The sequence below is a fragment of the Fulvivirga kasyanovii genome (assembly GCF_009711405.1).
Lineage (GTDB): Bacteria > Bacteroidota > Bacteroidia > Cytophagales > Cyclobacteriaceae > Fulvivirga > Fulvivirga kasyanovii.
Window position 1 is genome coordinate 1 of sequence record NZ_SMLW01000549.1, and the last position, 17,924, is coordinate 17,924.

Annotated in this window: 12 protein-coding genes; 1 reads left to right on the forward strand and 11 read right to left on the reverse strand. The window is 44.6% G+C overall.

Annotated features, from left to right (window positions below):
- Nucleotides 1-89: 89 nt before the first annotated feature.
- Nucleotides 90-569: a hypothetical protein gene (locus tag E1163_RS13135; protein WP_155172495.1), complete on the forward strand. Its 480-nt coding sequence runs from the start codon at nucleotides 90-92 to the stop codon at nucleotides 567-569.
- A 548-nt stretch (nucleotides 570-1,117) separates the two neighbouring features.
- Here the strand turns inward: E1163_RS13135 and E1163_RS13140 are convergent.
- From E1163_RS13140 to E1163_RS13190, 11 genes are all read right to left on the reverse strand, one after another.
- On the reverse strand, nucleotides 1,118-4,390 hold the full coding sequence (locus E1163_RS13140) for a sensor histidine kinase (protein ID WP_155172497.1): 3,273 nt from the start codon (nucleotides 4,388-4,390) through the stop codon (nucleotides 1,118-1,120).
- A gap of 96 nt (nucleotides 4,391-4,486) precedes the next feature.
- A complete protein-coding gene (locus E1163_RS13145; protein ID WP_155172499.1) occupies nucleotides 4,487-7,702 on the reverse strand; it encodes a PAS domain S-box protein in 3,216 nt (1,071 codons plus the stop codon).
- Nucleotides 7,703-7,758: 56 nt separating this feature from the next.
- Nucleotides 7,759-8,844 carry a protein-glutamate methylesterase/protein-glutamine glutaminase gene (locus E1163_RS13150; protein WP_155172501.1) on the reverse strand — a complete coding sequence of 362 codons (1,086 nt, stop codon included), beginning with the start codon at nucleotides 8,842-8,844 and terminating at the stop codon, nucleotides 7,759-7,761.
- Nucleotides 8,841-9,707: a CheR family methyltransferase gene (locus E1163_RS13155; protein WP_155172503.1), complete on the reverse strand. Its 867-nt coding sequence runs from the start codon at nucleotides 9,705-9,707 to the stop codon at nucleotides 8,841-8,843. Before E1163_RS13155 ends, E1163_RS13150 begins: the two co-directional genes overlap by 4 nt.
- Complete coding sequence (locus tag E1163_RS13160) at nucleotides 9,682-10,833, reverse strand: ATP-binding response regulator (RefSeq protein WP_155172505.1); 1,152 nt, start codon at nucleotides 10,831-10,833, stop codon at nucleotides 9,682-9,684. The genes E1163_RS13155 and E1163_RS13160 overlap by 26 nt, the downstream gene beginning before the upstream one ends.
- A gap of 5 nt (nucleotides 10,834-10,838) precedes the next feature.
- Entirely contained in the window at nucleotides 10,839-12,875 is a 2,037-nt protein-coding gene (locus tag E1163_RS13165; protein WP_155172507.1) for a chemotaxis protein CheA, read from the reverse strand.
- An 11-nt stretch (nucleotides 12,876-12,886) separates the two neighbouring features.
- The gene (locus tag E1163_RS13170) at nucleotides 12,887-13,252 is read right to left on the reverse strand and encodes a response regulator (RefSeq protein WP_155172509.1); all 366 of its coding nucleotides are present in this window, start codon (nucleotides 13,250-13,252) and stop codon (nucleotides 12,887-12,889) included.
- Between the two features lie 18 nt (nucleotides 13,253-13,270).
- The gene (locus tag E1163_RS13175; RefSeq protein WP_155172511.1) at nucleotides 13,271-13,735 is read right to left on the reverse strand and encodes a chemotaxis protein CheW; all 465 of its coding nucleotides are present in this window, start codon (nucleotides 13,733-13,735) and stop codon (nucleotides 13,271-13,273) included.
- Nucleotides 13,736-13,751: 16 nt separating this feature from the next.
- Nucleotides 13,752-15,944 carry a methyl-accepting chemotaxis protein gene (locus tag E1163_RS13180; protein ID WP_155172513.1) on the reverse strand — a complete coding sequence of 731 codons (2,193 nt, stop codon included), beginning with the start codon at nucleotides 15,942-15,944 and terminating at the stop codon, nucleotides 13,752-13,754.
- A gap of 17 nt (nucleotides 15,945-15,961) precedes the next feature.
- Entirely contained in the window at nucleotides 15,962-17,122 is a 1,161-nt protein-coding gene (locus E1163_RS13185; protein WP_246223652.1) for a porin, read from the reverse strand.
- A 143-nt stretch (nucleotides 17,123-17,265) separates the two neighbouring features.
- The coding region (locus E1163_RS13190; protein ID WP_155172516.1) for a LytR/AlgR family response regulator transcription factor at nucleotides 17,266-17,924 on the reverse strand (659 nt) is incomplete at its 5' end.

Sequence of the window (17,924 nt, forward strand, 5' to 3'; positions counted from 1 at the left end):
CATAAAATTTGATTTAATTGGTTAAAAGGCCTTTATTCGAGGTTGTTATACAATAAAATTAATTAGTTACCCATAAAAGAGATTGACACATGAAGAAGTTAAGTTATCTATTCGTTGCATTAATGTTGTTTGTTGCTGGTAATACAGCAGTTGCCCAGGATGAGGAGATCAGCAACGAAGATTTGAGAAGATACGCCTTGATGATGGAGGTGGTAGACGCGATGAAGCAAGAAATAAGCGACATCACCAATGAAATGATCAGGAACCAGGAAGGTATGTCAGGAAAGAGATATATGGAGCTTTCTGCCGCTAAAGGCGACGATGCCAAGCTAGATGAAATGGGTGCCAAAGAGTTTGAGAAGAAGTTCATGGAGCTAGTTACTAAAGAGCAGGACGAAAGAAAAGAAGCTATTGGGGAAGTTGTACAAGTACTGGCTACAAAAATGCTCCCTGGCGGTGGAAAAACCTACAAAGCTATTAAATCAGGGCTGGCTTCTGACGAATCTTTGAAAGCAAGATACGAGAAGATCGAAGCCCAAATGAAATTGAAAGAAGATGGTGATGCCTAATCACTGAATAACTCCAGAGACAATAATAAGAGCCCGCATTAGCGGGCTTTTTTGTTTGTGCGCCCGGGCCAGGCAGGGGGCCAATCTTGGAGGTAGAAGTAATCTGTACGCCCGATGAGAGGAAGTACTAGTCGACCAGCAAGGGAAGCTGAAAACAAACCGCTGGCCTGATGAACAAGAACTTTTATACTAGGTGCGGCAGTTAGGTAAGGAGGACAATATCTCTCCAAAGTTCGAAACTCATACGGAAAGCTGGTACATATATGGAGCAGACATAAGTGTCAAGGCGCATTATCCGGGGATAACTTGGAATAGGTTCGGTCCCTATATATCGGAATGCTGCCGGGATCTTACTACCCTGAGCCGGTAAACGAGTAGAGATAGAGAAATGGGTTGGAGGAGCACGGCTATTGGGAAGCGATGGATTACAGGTACAGACTTGACAAACGATGAGGTAAATCATGAGCGCCTGTTATCCAAATTGCGAGAGAAAATCATGAGTCGACACGTATTCCATTTGGTCGATATCTTCTCATGAGTCTTAAATACTAAACAATATCTTTCGATGGTAGTATAATAGTGAACTTAGTGTACTTATTGACTTGACTTTCCAGTTCAATAGACCCGTTAAGTTTCTCAACGGCTTTTTTTACGAGGTAAAGGCCGAGGCCGTTGCCCTTGGACTTTTGGGAGCCGCGGTAGAAGAGGTCAAATATTCGCGGCCTGATATCTGATTCTATACCTTCACCATTGTCTTCCACACACAGGTATATGGAGGAGCGCTTTTTGCGGGCGCTGACCTTTACGGTGATGTCGCGTGATATGTCGCTGAAAATCAGGGAATTTTCGATCAGGTTTTTGAGTATTATTTTTAACAGGTTTTGGTCTGAATAGAAGGTAAGATTATCCTCTAATTGCTTTGTTATCAAATAATTGCTTTTTTCAATTCTTAGCGATGCTTTAACCTCACTAATCAAAGCTTCAAGATTAATAGGAGTGTAGCTAACCGTAGTTTGCATGATTACATGCATGGAAAGCAGCTTGCCCAGGATGTTGTTCATGTTGTTGGAGGTGTCCTCAATGCGAAGGAAGAATTCCAGGTACTTCGGGTCTCTGGAGAGTGTCTTGCCGAGCATAGCCAGGCCAAGGAGGCTGGCAGTAGGACCTTTAAGATCATGTGAAGCCCGGTATATAAAGGTATCCAGTTCCTCGTTGGTAGCTTTAAGCTTTTCCAGCGTCTGGCTCAGGTCTTTGGTTCTTTCTTCTACCTTGTCTTCAAGCCGTGAGTTGACCTTGGTCAGCTCTTCATTTACATGGGTGATCTTTTCATGGGCACCTTCCAGTTCAATGTTTTTCTGAGAGAGTAGTTCATGCTGTCGCATGAGTTCTTCTTTTTGTTCTTCCAGCCGTGCATTGATGTCTCTAAGCTCTGAGGTTTGCTCTTCCACCAGTGCTGTCAGGTTTTTGTTGCGCCTTTCTACATTGTAAACACTTAAGCGAAATGCTCCGAAAATAAATGCTATAATAACTAAAACCACAGCGAGTATGAAGGCAGAAGTTTCGTAGAAATGTGGTTCGACAATTACCGTAAGTATGGCGGGATCTTCATTCCAAACGCCATCTTCGTTACTGGCGGTGACCATGAACGTATAAGTACCATGTTTGAGGTTTGTGTACTGGGCTTCTCGCACATTCTGGTTTTCAACCCAATGTTCGTCAAAACCTTTGAGCATGAATTTGTACTTTACTTTAGATGGAGCTGTATAGTTCAGGGCCTCATATTTGATCACCAGCCGTTGGATATCAGGGGTGAGCCGAAGGGTGTCATTTTTTATCCGATGTTCAGTTGAATTAAGAAGGGCTTTTGTAACAAATACCGGTGGGGGTGTTTGATTACGGCCTATAGCTCCTGGCTTGATCACAAATACACCATTTAGTGCCGGTATCCATATCTCTCCGCCGGCAGTTAATAATGATTTGGCCGCACCGGTGCATTCAGCCACATCCAGACCGTCCTGTTTATCATACAGGCGAAAATTTATTTTGTCTATTCTGCCCTCGGCAAAATCGTTCAGTTGCTTTTTACTTGCCTTTACCACGCCTTTACTGGTAGGTAGCCAGACATCTCCATGTTCATCTTCAATAAAATCAAACGGGGCATCTGTAGCCAGTCCGTGCGCCGCGGTAATATTGAAGAAATCCTGACCTTTCATTCTGCACAGACCTGCATTGGTCATGATCCAGGTTACACTGTCCTTGTCCGTATGGGTGTTGAATATTAAATTACTGGGCAAACCATCTTCTTTGGTAATGTATCTGACACTTCCGTCTGGCTGTAAGATGTTCAGGCCATTTTCATTGGTTCCTATTAAAAGATTGCCCTGACCATCTTCCTTGATAGACATGATAAAATCCGAATTGAGAAGGGTGGATTTGTTGATGATGGTAAATTTGTCTTCACCGGTAACTTTTGCCAGCCCTCCGGATCTTGTACCTATCCATATGGTTCCTTTTGTATCTTCATATACCAGCCTTACTTTAATATCAGGTAGCCCGTTTTCCGAAGTGTACCATTTTTCTTCACCAGATGCTTTTTTAAGCAGTAAGCCCATGGACGTGCCTACCCACAGGTTCCCCTTGGAGTCTTTTAATATACTTCTGACCCTCCTGTCTGGCAGGTTTGTTTTCAGGTCGAGGGTACCCACTTTTCCGTTACGTATGGTATTGATCACACCTGCGTTGGTGCCAACCAGAAGGGTATTGCTGTCATATTTGGCTACGCTGCTTATAGACTGGGAGGCCAGCCCATCCTGCACAGTATAGTTGATAAATTTACTTTTCCTGATGAGGGCCAGGCCGGTATAATAAGTCGTGGCCCAGATGCTACCGTCTTCATCTACAAAAGCATCGGTGAAAAATTCTCCCGGAATGATCTCTTCCATGGGTAGTTTTAACCATTCTTTTGATCCTGAGAGCTTCTTAAATAAACCGCAGTCAGTAGCTGCATACAGGCTATTGTCGGCATCTTCAAACATTTTGGTTATATAGCACGCCCCGATTTCATTTATCAATTCGAAGGATCTACCATTAAACCGGGTGAGTCCGATATTTGTACCTACCCACATGGTGCCCTCATGATCAAAATACAGGGTTACGATCTGGTCTTCCGGCAGGCCATCGTCAGTAGTGAATACCTGGAAATTGTTGTCTTTGTATTTTACCAGACCATTGCCTTCGGTGCCAATCCACAGGTCTCCTTCTTTTGTTTTTGTAACAGCGCTTACGGTAATGTTCTCTATGGAAGAGTGTCGTCGGAATTCTTTTATTTCGGTACCTTCCCTGTAATATAAGCCGTGGCCTCTTGTACCGATCCACATCCTGCCGGTGCCATCAATATACAGTGTTTGAATCGACTGGGATTTCAGGCTTTCATTGTTCTCATTTTTAAATTCACCATTTTCATAAGACATCAGGCCTTCTCCATAAGTACCTATCCATAATTTATGGTTAGCATCTTCTTCGATCTTTGAAATGGCATTGGAAGGCAGGTTGTTTTTGGCCCGGTTGTAAGTTTTGAATTCAATGCCATCAAACTTCACGATACCGTCAAACGATGATATCCAGATATATCCCTTTTGCGATTTGTGGATATAGGTCAGTGTATTGGCGGGCAGGCCGTCGTCCGTGGTCCAGCGGTCTATATAGTATTGAATATCCGGACTACCAGGCATGGAAAGCCTTTTGGATTGGGCCTGGGATAAGTTAGTGCCTGCCAGCACTAAGGCAGATAAAACCAGTAAGATTTTGAACAGGTGCAACATTAAATAAAAGCTATAGTTAATGAATATAGCAGATTATTTACGGTTATCCTATTGTATATACGCCATATATGTATTTGATTGTCTGTAGCTAGCGAATTAAAAAGCCATACCGATAGTTACCCGTGTACCTGCCGGTTTTCCTTCTTCTTCAATGTCTTCGACCACAAAGGTAATACGATGCTCTTCGTTGATCAGGCGCAGTCTCTCTTCAGTAAGTTTGGCACCTACTGAGCGGTGGCCCGGGAAGTTCTTTTTTCTTAATTCCATAGCCGCTTGCCTGCCTATTCCATTATCTTCAATCATGAAATAAATCAAATCCCCGTCTTCAAAAATGTTGATGGTTAAAAGGCCTTTCTCTGTCTTATTGTACAAGCCATGATTAATAGCATTTTCGATATAAGGTTGTAGCAGTAATGAAGGGATCTCTATAGAGTCGGTATCAATATCCTCATCCACATTCAGCACATATTCAAACTTATTCTCAAACCTTGCCAGCTCCAGTTCGATATAGTTTTTCAATATATCCAGTTCATCCGAAAGCTTGATCTTGTTATCAATCGAGTGAGTGAGTACACTCCTGATCAGCTTGGAAAACGTGGATAAATAGTTGATGGCATTTACCCGGTCATTTTTGATAATGTAGTACTGTATGGAATTGAGTACATTAAATACAAAGTGAGGACTCATTACCGACCTTAGCGCCATTAGCTTGAGTTCACCGATTTTCTTTTGGGCTTCTGCCAGTTGCCTTTTCTTTTCCAGACGCTCGCTGATGTCGACTATACTGCCTCTTATTAACTTTTCATCTTCTCCGGGAAGTACAATCAACCTTATTTCGCAGGGTATTTTTCTTCCTTCGGAGTCTATATGCATCCACTCGAATGATGATGTACCCTTCTGTATGGCTTCATTAAGCTGCTGCGGAGCTTTTTCCGCAGACGGGTTACCGTCCGGCTGGTATTCCGGACTGATGTCAATAGGGCCGCGGGTGAGAAGCTCATCTTTGGAGTATTTGAAGAGTCTGACAGCGCTCTCACTGACGTTTATAAATTTACCAGTGTCCATATTGATCACTACCAGCGCTTCCGTGGCATTTTCTACCAGTACCCTGTAGCGTTCTTCGCTTTCGCGGATGGCGCGTTCTGCCTGCATTCGGAAGGTTACATCCTGGGCTATGATGGATGAGCCTACAATATTGCCTTTGTCATCTTTCAGCACCGAAACGCTAAGCGACACGTCGATCACTTTCCCGTCACGCTTTTTCCATTGGGTTTCGTATTGTTCAATGTGGCTTTGATCATTTATGATTTTGAAAAAATCAGGATTTGATATGGCGAGGTCGGATGGCGTAAGCTCTGATAAAGTCCTGCCCATAGCTTCTTCTTCGGTATAGCCGAATATCCTGGTTGCACCTGGGTTCCAGGAATTGATGTTACCATCCAGTGATGTACTGATAATGGCATCGTCAGACGAAATAATTATTGACGACAGGAGTGCCTGTTTTTCTTCAAAGCGCTTTCTTTCGGTAATATCTATCAGGGTGCCGATAATGGCTTCGCCACCCTGGTAGGGAATAAGGCTGCCAAACACCTCTGTCCATATTATTTCATTGTTGCTTTTAACTCCCCTGATCTCATAGCGGATGCTGTCAACTTTCTGATTGAGACGCGCATCTACATGTTTTAAAAATAATTCACGGTCTTCAGGGTGTATCAGCCCTTCGATAGGCAACTCGTTTACAATCTCCTCGGTCGTGTACTTAAAAATATCAGCAAATGCCGGGTTAACGTAGTTGTACCTTCCGTCTTTCAGGATGTACACGCCTACGAGAGATTTCTCCACCAGGGTTCTGAACCTTGTTTCTGCTTCAATCAACTCATTTTCGGCCCTTTTACGATCTGAGATATTCTCTACCTGAGTAACAAAATACAACGGTATGCCGCTATTGTGCCTGACAAGGGAAACGGAAATATTGACCCAGATGAGGTTCCCGTTTTTATGGATGTACCTCTTTTCCCTTTGGTAGTTTGACCGTTTACCTTCTAGAGTTTCCCTGAAAAGGATCATATCCGTCTCCATGTCTTCTGAAAGAGTGATTTCCTGAAACTTGCGTTCTATCAGTTCATTGACCGTGTAACCAGTGATGTGTGCAAGCTGACTATTGACTTTTAGAAATTGTCCGTCGAATGAGACCAACGCCATACCAATGGCTGAGTGCTCAAAGGCAGTACGGAAACGGGCTTCGCTTTCTTCCAGTTGCTTGTAAGCCTGTCTCAGGTCTGTAAGGTCACGCATGATCACAAGTATACGATCTTCACCTGAGGCTTGTACACTGATCTCCACCTCAACGACGGCACCATCCTGTTTCAGTAACTTGCCTTCATAATACAGGTGTTCACCTTTTAGCAACTTATCATGGTGCAATGGGAATTTATCAGCATCCTTTTCATCAAAATAGTTGCTGATGTTTTGGTCAATCAATGTTTCTCTCCCGAAACCTGTAAGCTTAAGGAACCCTGTATTAACATCAGTGATCTGGCCGGAAAAGTTGATCACCAGTATAGGGTCAAAAGCCTTCTCAAAGAGACTTCTGTACTTAAACTCCCTTTCACGAAGCTCTTCGTTGACTTTGTCAAGCTCTGTACGTGCCTGGGCCTGTAGCATTTTGTTTTTAAGGCCAAGCTCATGCAGCAGTTTCAGGTTAATATCGTCATTTTTCTCTACCAGTACTTTTAATGCCAGGCAGCTTCCGCTAATGATAATATAGGCCATAAAGGCGCGGATAGGGGTAAAGCTATAACCCGGGTCAGGAATACCCACCACCTCATAACCGATGCCTGTCCATGTGAAAATGGTATCGGCAAATACGAGTAGTGCAAAGCTGGGCAGAACAGCCAGTGCAAGTTTAAACGGGGTATTCTTACCAAAAAGCAGGTAGGGGATGCACCCGCAGGCCAGTATATAAAACCTGAAGCCATCATATGTAGTCGCGGGAATGGCTTCACTTTGGCGCATAAGCGTGATCATGTGGAAGGCTATGAGCAGGGGAGGGAGCCATGAAAGATAAAACCTGTTAAATACATGAAAATGCCAGTGATTGAATGCAAACGGGATGGTAAACAGGACTAGGGCCACGGAAGTTTCAAACAACGTAGTCAGGTTGTGGTTTGCCGGAATGATGACAAGAAGCAGGATATTTACACATGAAAGTATAAACGCCACATAGTTGGATAGCACTATGAGCCTCTTCGCCGGATAGTTAAGGTCATCCGTAACGCCTGTCTGGAAGAGTGCTTTGAGGGATCTGGCCACTTTGTTGATCTTTATTTGAAAATACTTATCTGATGTTGCAAATGCTAAATTTAATATTAATCTCTGCCGTCGCGCTCAAGATATTTACAAACGGCATAAGGAATGTCGTTCAACGGTAGCACATCCTTAACACCACCGGCCAACACCGCTTTGTAAGGCATGCCATAAACCACGGAAGTCTCTTCATTCTGGGCTATTGTATACGCGCCGGTTTGTTGCATGGCTTTCATTCCGGATGCACCGTCATCACCCATGCCTGTGAGGATAATCCCGATGCCGTGGTGCCGTACATGCTCCGCAACGGAATTGAACAGCACGTTTACCGAAGGCCGGTGACGGTTTACAAGTTCTCCATCTGTAATTTTTATAACCCTCCTGGCACCGGCCTGGAGTATTGACATATGGTAGTTGCCGGGTGCAATGTATACCGTGTTATTCAGTACAGGCTCGTTGTTTTCTGCTTCTTTTACATGCAGGGCGCATGTTTCATTAAGCCTTTTGGCAAAGCTGGCAGTAAACTTTTCAGGCATATGCTGCACGATCAGGATAGGGGGCATCTCTTCGGGAAGCACTTCCAGGAATGATTTGATGGCCTCTGTACCGCCTGTTGAGGCACCAACGGCGATAACAGTTGAAGGTGGAAATTTTACTTTTTCCATCCTGTTTGCAGGTGTATCGCTACTTCTTGTCTTGTTGTCTTGCTTTTCTACGGTTGGAGCATTTGCTCTGGATGATTTTTGCCCGGCGTAAAAGGCTGACCTCACTTTGTCGACAAGGTTAATACCGGATTCGGTGCGATGGCCTTCGGTGCTCAGGTCAGGCTTTGTCATCACGTCCACAGCTCCTATTTCCAGGGCTTTCAGCGCTATACGTGCGCCGTCCGATGTTTGATTGGATATAACTACCACTGGCATAGGTGCCTGCCGCATAAGTTTGGACAGGAACGTCAGGCCATCCATTTTTGGCATTTCTATGTCGAGCGTGATTACGTCAGGCTTTTCCTTATGGATTTTTTGAACGGCTATATACGGATCACTGGCAGTACCAATAACCTTGATGGACGGGTCCCTTTCAAGTATGGACTTGAAGGTCTGCCTCACCAGGGCGGAGTCATCCACAATTAATACTTTGATCTGGTTCATAGGTTTAGTTTTTGATAAATAGTGGGTTGAATACTACGAATAGGCAGGGTGGTGCCTATTGCCGTTTCGGAGTGCCCCAGGAACAGGTAGCCTCCCGGTCTGAGTTTCGAAACCAGTTTTTCAAGCACTTTTCGCTGGGTTTCAAAATCGAAATAGATGATCACATTCCTGCAAAAAATAAAGTCAAATGTACCTTCAAGCTTATAAGCGGGATTGTTCAGGTTGAGCATGCCTAACCTGATACGGGCTTTCACCTCGCTGTTGGAAAAAGAGACTGCTTTGCCATCATCCTGTAGGTTAAAGTATTTCTTTATTAAATCATTGGGAAGTCCCTGAAGCTCTTCCATGCTGTAAATTCCTGTTGCCGCTTTTAGCAGGGAGGGTCTGGAAATGTCCGTGCCAGTAATTTTATAGTCGAAATTGGATTGCTGCTTTTTGAATTCGTGAAGTACCATTCCCAGCGTATACACTTCCTCACCTGTAGAGCACCCCGCACTCCATACATTTAACCGGTGATTGCCAACAGCTTTCGGGCAATACTGTGGCAGGATCTTGTTGATAAAATTGAACTGGTAGTCTTCCCGGAAAAAACTCGTTTTGTGGGTGGTAACGAGGTCAATGAAATTCAGATATTCATCTGTTTTTCCCTCTTTGAATACATACTCCAAATAGCTTGAAAATGAATTCATGTTCAAGGCATGTAGTCTTTTTAAAAACCTCGATTCCAGCATTACTTTCTTTTCCGCAGGAATCCTGAGCCCGTATTTTTTTTGAAGGTAACCTGTGATACGGCCAAAGTGTTCTTCACTTATTTGCCGCGATGTAGTTATTTCCTGGTTATTGTCCGATCCGGGTGCTTTCATTTGCAGCTTTTTTAAGAATAACAGTGTTTGTAAGATCAATGGTAACGCAGGTGTAGTGTCCTTCCTTACTGTCGATACTGACGGTCATATCCAGCCTGCCCAGGGCTACCTTGCTGATAAAAAGGCCCAATCCGTTGCCAGTGGATTTTTCATCGCTGATGTGGAACATGTCAAATACCTTAGAAAGCTCCTTTTCAGGGATTCCCTGGCCATTATCCCTGATTATTAGCAGGGTTTTATTGTCTTCTGATGTGGTGTGTATATTGATCCTGCCCGGCTTGTTTTCACCACTCCTGTAGTAGTGCAGGGCATTTTTTACAATCGGCTCCAGTCCCTTAAGAAAGAAGTTAAGATCGGTTAAAAGTACAATGTCTTCGTTGATATCCAACTCAATATTGTGATTGCCATAAGGGTATCTGCGAGTCAGGTTTTCCAGGGCAAAGTGCAGCGAGAATGTCCTGGGGTTTAGCGACATCGACCTGAGGTTGCCGATCCGTGCTACCTGTTCATTAATGTGGCACATTTTGCCAATAGAATCTTCAATAAGTTTCAGGTAGATGTTTTGGGCTACTTCCGGGTGCTCTATTTTATGAAGGTTTAGCAGGCCTTTGAGCGTGCTCAACGGAGCCCCTAATCTGTGCGATGTCTGATAAAAATAGCTTTGCAGGTCATTTTGTGCCTCAGTGAGCCTGGCTCGCTCCACTACCAGGTCTTCCCGGAGCTTCTGCTCCTGCTCGCGGGTGGAGATATGGGCCTTGCTGATATTGATCTGTGTGAATACACGGGCCAGCATCTCAACGGTATTGAAGGGCTTGATGATGTAATCAGAGGCACCTGCCATAAGACCTTTTTCCAGGTTATTGTTGTCAGAAGTAAGCAATAACACTGGCCGGTAATGATAGGCCGGAATGTTTTTGATGATACTACAGATATCCAGCCCGCTACTATCCGGCAGGTGAATATCAAGGATAATCAGGTCATAAGCCTTTTTACGGGCTGCTTCCAGGCCCAGACGACCATTCTCTGCATAATCTACCTTGCAGTCGTGCTTTACCAAAATAGAGGAAATTGCATTAAAAATGCTCTTCATATCATCAATCACCAAAACGGAGTAAGTGTATGACATAAGGATCAGTTTTTAAGTTTCAATGCATTTAGGATCAGGGCTGTGCTGCCATCCCCGAGTATGGAGGCGCCGGAGAAGCAATCCACCGGCTGCAGCAATTCGTTCAATGGCTTGTATACAGTCTGGTACTGGCCTGCTATACCGTCAACCACTACAGCTACGCGTGTATCGTTTTTATTGACGACTATTACAGTTTCTTTTTCCGGATGCTCTTCTCTTTCAAAATATTCACGAAGGGAGAAGAATGGGACCAACTGTTTCTCATAGCGGATGTGACGGCTCTTTTTACTGAATAAGTTGGCGTGTTGCTCTTCATAGCAATATTCCACTTCGCTTACGGGTATAAGATACTTCTGGTCGGCAACCCGGACCACAAGCGTGTCCAGTATAGTCAGGGTCAAAGGCAGGCGAAGTGTAATGATCGTTCCCAGTCCTTTTTCAGAGCTGATCTCTACATCTCCGCGGAGGGCATTGACTTCCTTTTTAACAATATCCATACCTACGCCCCGGCCGCTAACAGTGGTTACGGCGCTGGCTGTAGAAAAACCCGGCGACATCATCACGTTGATCAGTTCTTTTTCAGAGTAGTTTTGCTGGGCATTCAGCAGGCCTTTTGCGATACCTTTTTCCCGTATTTTGTCAAAATCTATTCCGTTTCCATCATCCTGCACCTGGATAAACACATGATCGCCACTGTTGTAAGAGTACAATTTGAGCAGGCCCTTTTCAGGTTTGTTTCGCTTCATTCGCTCTTCCGGCTGCTCAATACCATGATCCATGGCGTTACGGATGATATGCATTAATGGTGCCTCCAGCGCATTGATAATGCTTCTGTCAAGCTCCGTATCCAATCCTTCGGTGATGAATTCCACATCCTTGTTCAGCTCTTTGGATACGCTGCGGATCAGGCGCTGAAGTTTCACTTGCAGGATGCTCAATGGCACCAGCCTGATGTTGAAGGCAGAATCCCTCAGCCTGAGCGTGAGAAAGTCTAGCTTTTCCATAGCCTCAACTACCTTGGTATTGCGGTTGTCGCTCATAAGGTGTTGCAGCTCTGACCTGAAGGTGACCAGTTCGCTCACAATATTGATAAGCTGATCAAGCTTAGGGGTGGAAACGCTGATGTTTCCTTTGTTCTTTTTGGATTTTTTGGTTTCAAAGGTAAACGTCTCCTCATCTTCCTGACCTTCAGCATTTGCTTTCAGGTCAACAGCTTTACCGGCAGTTGGCTCTTCGATAATTTCTTCAACGCCTGCCTCAAATAGCTGGGGAGACCATGCTTTCAGAGTATTGATCCTGTCATTGATCTGCTCTTCGCTTAATGTGATCCTCCTGGTGTAGGGCTCAGTCATAAACTGCTCAGGAGAAGTCAGCTCCAGGATCTCATATTCATTTTCTCCCAGGAACATAAACACATCCCTGATCTCCTCCATATCCTGCTCCGGTACAAGCAATACTTCAAACCATGAAGTAAGCTCCCTGGACTCCAGTTGCTTTTCCAGCGGCACTGATTCATTGTGCACTATGATCTCTGCATGGCCAAGTTCCCTGATGTCGTCAAGAATGGCGTTCAGGTTGATGCCGCGCTTAAAAATATTGCTGTCAGGCGTAAAAAATATGATAACAGCCTGAGGGAGTTGCTTACCTGTATCCGACGCCAGTGTAGTGAGGGAAGGTGAGGCCGCGGTGTCACGCATCGCCAGCACCGTCCGGATGATCTTCTCTACTTCGTCGTCAGCAGGCTGCCCTTCAATGAGGTCGGCCAGTACATCTACCGAGTGCAGCGTAAGGTCCATGATCTGCTCATCATGAGCACGGATACCGTCCCTGACATCAGAGTACAGGTATTCCAGTTCGTGAGTAAGCTTTTCGATCTGGTGAAAGCCAAACATGCCGGCACTTCCCTTTAAGGTATGAAGGTACCGGTACACATTGGCGATCTCATCAGCGTGGTCCGGATTTTCATCCAGTTGCATCAGTGACTTTTCCAGGTCCTTTAGGATCTGTCTTACCTCTTCGATATATTCCTGCTGAAAATCCATAACGTATTAAATTAGCGAAGTGCTTTGTTTACTATTTTTAAAAAGTCTTCCGTCTGGAAAGGCTTTTTGATCCAGGCCGTAATGTTCTCATCCAGGGCCGTCTTTATCTTTTGCTCGTTAACCTCTGTGGTCAACAGCAAAATAGGGATGTAAGCGTATTTATCATGTGCTCGCACGGTTTTGATCAGCTCGGCACCGTTCATTTCAGGCATATTATAATCTGTGATAAGGAGGTCAACCGGCCTGCCATCAAATAATGACACCGCCTCGAGACCGTTTGATGCCTCCATCACAGTATGTCCCAGTTTGGTTAAAACGCTTACAATTATTTTGCGGGATACATTGAAATCCTCGGCAACTATGATTTTTTTGTTCATTTGTCGTGATCAGTTAATTTATTGGACCAGCGAAGCCAGTTCCTTTTCGAAAATTTTTCGCGCGCTGAGGATCATATAAAAATCATCCTCAATTTTATGCATACCTGTTAAAGCATTTGTATTGAACCCCATATTGTCCAAAGGGGGAGGCAGGAGGGACGCAGCTTCCACCTGGGCCACGTCCAGCACCTCATCGATCATTATCCCTACCTCAAGGCTGTCTCCGTCATGATCTACCTCCAGTATAATTACTTTAGTGCCCGGTAATGCCGTAGTGGTACCCAGCTCTATTTTGCTGGCCAGGTCTACCACAGGTATTACATTCCCTTCGAAGTTGATTGCTCCGGCGATAAAGGCCGGTGCTTTAGGAATACGGATAAGCTTCTCAATGTTTGTAACACGGATTACGTTCATCACAGATATTCCAAACAGCTCCTTTTGCAGCGTGAATAATAGTACATGTAGATTGTTCTGTGTCATCATCTTGTCTATTAAGCGCTTAGGATTTATTGCTGTCGTCTTTCTTCTTCTCTTCTTCCTTCAAGGTAAAATCAATCTCCTCGTCAGTGTCAAAGTCAGCATCGAAGTCGTCCAGTTGTATGGCCGGGCCGGTATAGCTCTCTGTAGTTTTATTGTAAGTTCTAGCGGGGGTACGCTCTTCATTTTTCACATCAGCAACCTCTGTAATGCTGTAGGTATGGTTGGCTTTTTCTGATTTGCCATTTCCATCCCCAAGCAAGGCCTTCAATTGCTCGATCCTGTCGATGACCTGCTGCCTTTGAGAGTATTCTTCCGCTGTTTTTACCAGTTTAAAAAATGCCACTACCTCTTTTAGTTGTCTGGCCTGTGTATTGAAGTTGTTGGCAGCAGAAGCCAGTTCTTCAGAAGAAGATGCATTTTGCTGTGTTACCTGATTGAGTTGTGACAGGGCCACATTGATCTGCTCAGCTCCTGATCTTTGCTCAGCACTGGAAGAAGATATCTCACGTACGAGGTTAAACGACTTCATAACGTCCGGCGCCAGCTCGTCGAGCAAGTGGCTGGAGTTTTGGGCTTCTTTGATACAGCTTTTGGAAAGTACAATGATGCCTTCTGCTGATTGCTGGCTCTTTTCTGCCAGTTTGCGTACTTCATTGGCTACCACGGCAAAACCTTTTCCATGCTCCCCGGCGCGGGCAGCTTCCACGGCGGCGTTGATGGCCAGGAGATTGGTTTTGTCAGCTATTTCACTGATCACATCTATTTTTTCGGTGATTTCCCTGATCGAGTCAAAAGTCATCTGGGTTACCTCTTTTACCGTGTTCATTTTATCGGCAGCTTCACGGGTCATTTTTTCGGCCTGTGCGGCATTATCAGCATTTTGGTTGATGTTGCTCACCATTTGCTCTACCGATGAAGAAATCTCCTCCAGCGCACTGGCTTGTTCGGTTGATCCCTGGGCTACGGTTTGAGAGCTCTTGCTGATTTCGCCTGATCCGACAGTAATATCATCAGCTCCTTTATTAATATGCTTTACAATGTCTGTGAGCTTTTTGATCATGTTTTTCAGGGCTCGGTCAAGGTCACCGTCTTTCAGTCTGGTCTTGGCTTCTTCCTGAGCACTGTGCAGGTTCCCTTTAGACACGAGGTTGGCTACGGTAACGCTGTCATTCAGGCTGTTGATTAGCTGATTAACTGATTGCTGGGTATCTCCAAGCTCGTCTTTGGAGTTCACTTTCAGATGTTCTGGTATTATACCATCTGCCAGTTTAAGTGCTGCACCCCTGATGGAGAGAATGCTTGTGGTCAGCCTGTTGGAGAATACTATGGCAAGGAAAATCCCTATAGCGATCTGCAGTAAAAATACTCCTACAAACGTCAATGTAGTGTTGTAAGTGATCTCGTCTGTCCTGCTATCAACCAAGGCTGTTAGCTCATCGACCATAGGCTCGATATTATGGATGAAATTTCTCATTTCACCTTTTAATCCACTATTTTCATCCAGTCCGATGGCCTTTTCAATGGCTACTACATCGTTAAATTTGGTGCCATAGATATCCAGTTGGGCCCGAAGCTCCCTGTCAGATGTACTGTTGTTCAGTTCTTCCTTGAATATGGAAAGCTCTTCATTAAACCTGTCAATATATTTAGGATCCTTGCGTAGGAAATAATCTTTCTCATGTCTTCTCAGTGTGAGCATTCGTACTTCGTTGATCTTCTTGCCTGAGTTTTCTATGGTATGGATGGCAGCCCTAAGCTCGCCTTCATTCCCGTAGTCCTGAAAGCCTCTTTTGAGGTAAGCTTGGACAATCTTTCTAAAAGTATCATGATAGCCATTGAGGTAAGACTTAAGGTCGGAAAGTTCATCCTTTATCTCCAGCGATGCAGACCAGTCGTTGCCCAGCAGTTGGTTGATGATGGAGTCTTGTTGAAGCGTATAGAGGTCTATGTCCTCAGCATACTTGCTCTTGCCTTTAGACATAAATTCGTTGTCTACGATCTCCCGCATCATAAAATCCTTCTCTGCCTTACGCATTTTGAGAACAATTTCATTGATGGTCATGATATTTTCCTTTAACCGGCGGATCTCCAGGATCCTGTTGATGGAATAATAACCCCAACCGGCCAGTATGCTGGAAAGTACCAGCACAATTGCAAAGGAGCCCAGAAGCTTTCCTTTGATCTTCCTTTGACTGAACAGATTAAATTTCATAGTATGGATTTGTTTATTTAAAGAGAAAATTCTACCTGGAACCTGTACATGTACTCACGGTCAGCGCCTTCCTCATCGATAAGGGAAATATCGCTTTGTATTTTCAGTGCATGCCCCACAAGGTATTTTGAAAGGCCCAGTGTGTATTGATCGTTTTGTGCTTTCCCGGTTTCTTCATCAGGAGCTACGCTGGTGTATCTGCCGGCCAATTCAATGTCGTTTTTAAATAGGTACCCTGACTGGATATTGAAGCCTGTTCCGGTATAAAATGTGCCAATGGTAGCACCGGTTTCATCTGTTATGGACGGGCCATTGTGGGCTTTTTTATTGGCATATTCTATCATAGTCGAGAAGCCCTGATATTTAAAATGAGCATCCAAAAACCAGGTTTCAAGAGTTCTTTCTTCCGGAAGAAAACCTCCCAGTTGCCCTCTTTCCCTGGTGGCGCGGTCATTATAATCATAGGTAACACCGAGCATTAGTTTTGGAGAAGGCTCTCGCTTGAGGTCTGCCCCGAAATAGTCACCTTTGCCGGTAAACTGGCCAAACGGGAGCCACTCAAAGCGTTGGGTATAGTCGTAGCCACCGGCATTGCTTGCCGTAATATTTCTGCCTTCCCCTTTGGAGATGGCCGTACTTGACCTGAAATGTGATGATGCATAACGTAGCTGGATACCGGCATCACGGTCTATGTTGAACCGGGAGTTGAGGTTACTGCGATCTACCAGTTGGAGAGCAGCAGAGGAGATCACCCTTTCGATATTTCCGGGTAGTTTGGTTTGTCCAAACCAGATGCTCCAGCGCCCGTAAAAATTATACTTTAAAACCGCATCCAGTATTATGTTTGCCGTATTGTTGGCCTGAGGGATACTGCCCCCGGTATCCCTGTTGCTCAGCCCCAGTTCTACCTTATATTTTAAGCGTGGCGTATAGGCAAAGCCGTCAAATTTAAGCCGCGCACGTCTGATCATGAGGTTGTCCTTGTACTTTTCGGTGGCCTCATTGAAAGTGCCGGTATAGAGGGTTTGAAATCGGGTTTTGAAGCGAAGTGAAAAGGATGAGTCGCTGGCGACTACCGATATCCCTTTTCCAAATTTATTGTCGGTGGTATCTTGAGCAGAGACATTTGAACAAAACAATATACCTGCCAGGGCACCAACCATAGTAAATTTCCGCATAGATAGTGATTTTGTTAAAACGTATGTTGAAACAAAGGTCTCTAGCCATGCCGATTATTAATAGCGACAATTATTAAGTGGCAGGTAAAATTGAGTAGGTGGGAAGATTATGCTATGTACCCCCGACCATATAAGTGAAACCCTTAATAACCCAGTTTTTTGAGGAATTCTACTTTTTTGCGCTTCGATACATCCAGTGTAATGTTGTTGTTCAACACCACATATCCTCCTTCACCGCGTACGTACTCTTTGATGGCATTGAGGTTGATGAGGTACGAATTGTGTATCCGGCAGAAGTTATGTCCGGAGAGCATGGAATCATATTCTTTGAGTGTCCGGCTCACCAGATGCATACTGCCGTCGGCAAGAAAAAACTTTGTGTAATTACTTACCGCTTCACAATAGAGGATATCTTCAATCCTGACAAAAGACAATCCTGTGGAAGTAGGCAGCGCGAGTTTGCTGATCTGATTTTGGGCAGGGGAGAGGCTCTTCATCAACTGCTCCAACCGCTGGGAAATGTCCTGGTGAAGCCTGTCCCTGACTCTGGCAATGGATTGTTTGAGTTCTTCCAGGTCGATAGGTTTGAGCAAGTAGTCCACCGCACAAAATTTAAAGGCTTTAATGGCATATTCAGAGTGTGCAGTAGTGAAAACAACTTCAAAGTCTATGTTCTCTATTTTGTTGAGTAAGTCAAAGCCCGTTTCACGTTGCATCTGGATATCGAGAAAGATCATGTCGGGTCTATGCTCTCTGATAGCCTTTACACCTTCATCTACACTCTCGCACAGGGCTTTAACCG

What these genes read in the sequence shown, in the direction of transcription:
- E1163_RS13185 (WP_246223652.1), bottom strand. Translation starts at nt 17,122, where the DNA reads ATGCGGAAATTTACTATGGTTGGTGCCCTGGCAGGTATATTGTTTTGT.
- E1163_RS13175 (WP_155172511.1), bottom strand. Translation starts at nt 13,735, where the DNA reads ATGATGACACAGAACAATCTACATGTACTATTATTCACGCTGCAAAAG.
- E1163_RS13180 (WP_155172513.1), bottom strand. Translation starts at nt 15,944, where the DNA reads ATGAAATTTAATCTGTTCAGTCAAAGGAAGATCAAAGGAAAGCTTCTG.
- E1163_RS13155 (WP_155172503.1), bottom strand. Translation starts at nt 9,707, where the DNA reads ATGAAAGCACCCGGATCGGACAATAACCAGGAAATAACTACATCGCGG.
- E1163_RS13150 (WP_155172501.1), bottom strand. Translation starts at nt 8,844, where the DNA reads ATGAACCAGATCAAAGTATTAATTGTGGATGACTCCGCCCTGGTGAGG.
- E1163_RS13140 (WP_155172497.1), bottom strand. Translation starts at nt 4,390, where the DNA reads ATGTTGCACCTGTTCAAAATCTTACTGGTTTTATCTGCCTTAGTGCTG.
- E1163_RS13135 (WP_155172495.1), top strand. Translation starts at nt 90, where the DNA reads ATGAAGAAGTTAAGTTATCTATTCGTTGCATTAATGTTGTTTGTTGCT.
- E1163_RS13170 (WP_155172509.1), bottom strand. Translation starts at nt 13,252, where the DNA reads ATGAACAAAAAAATCATAGTTGCCGAGGATTTCAATGTATCCCGCAAA.
- E1163_RS13165 (WP_155172507.1), bottom strand. Translation starts at nt 12,875, where the DNA reads ATGGATTTTCAGCAGGAATATATCGAAGAGGTAAGACAGATCCTAAAG.
- E1163_RS13160 (WP_155172505.1), bottom strand. Translation starts at nt 10,833, where the DNA reads ATGTCATACACTTACTCCGTTTTGGTGATTGATGATATGAAGAGCATT.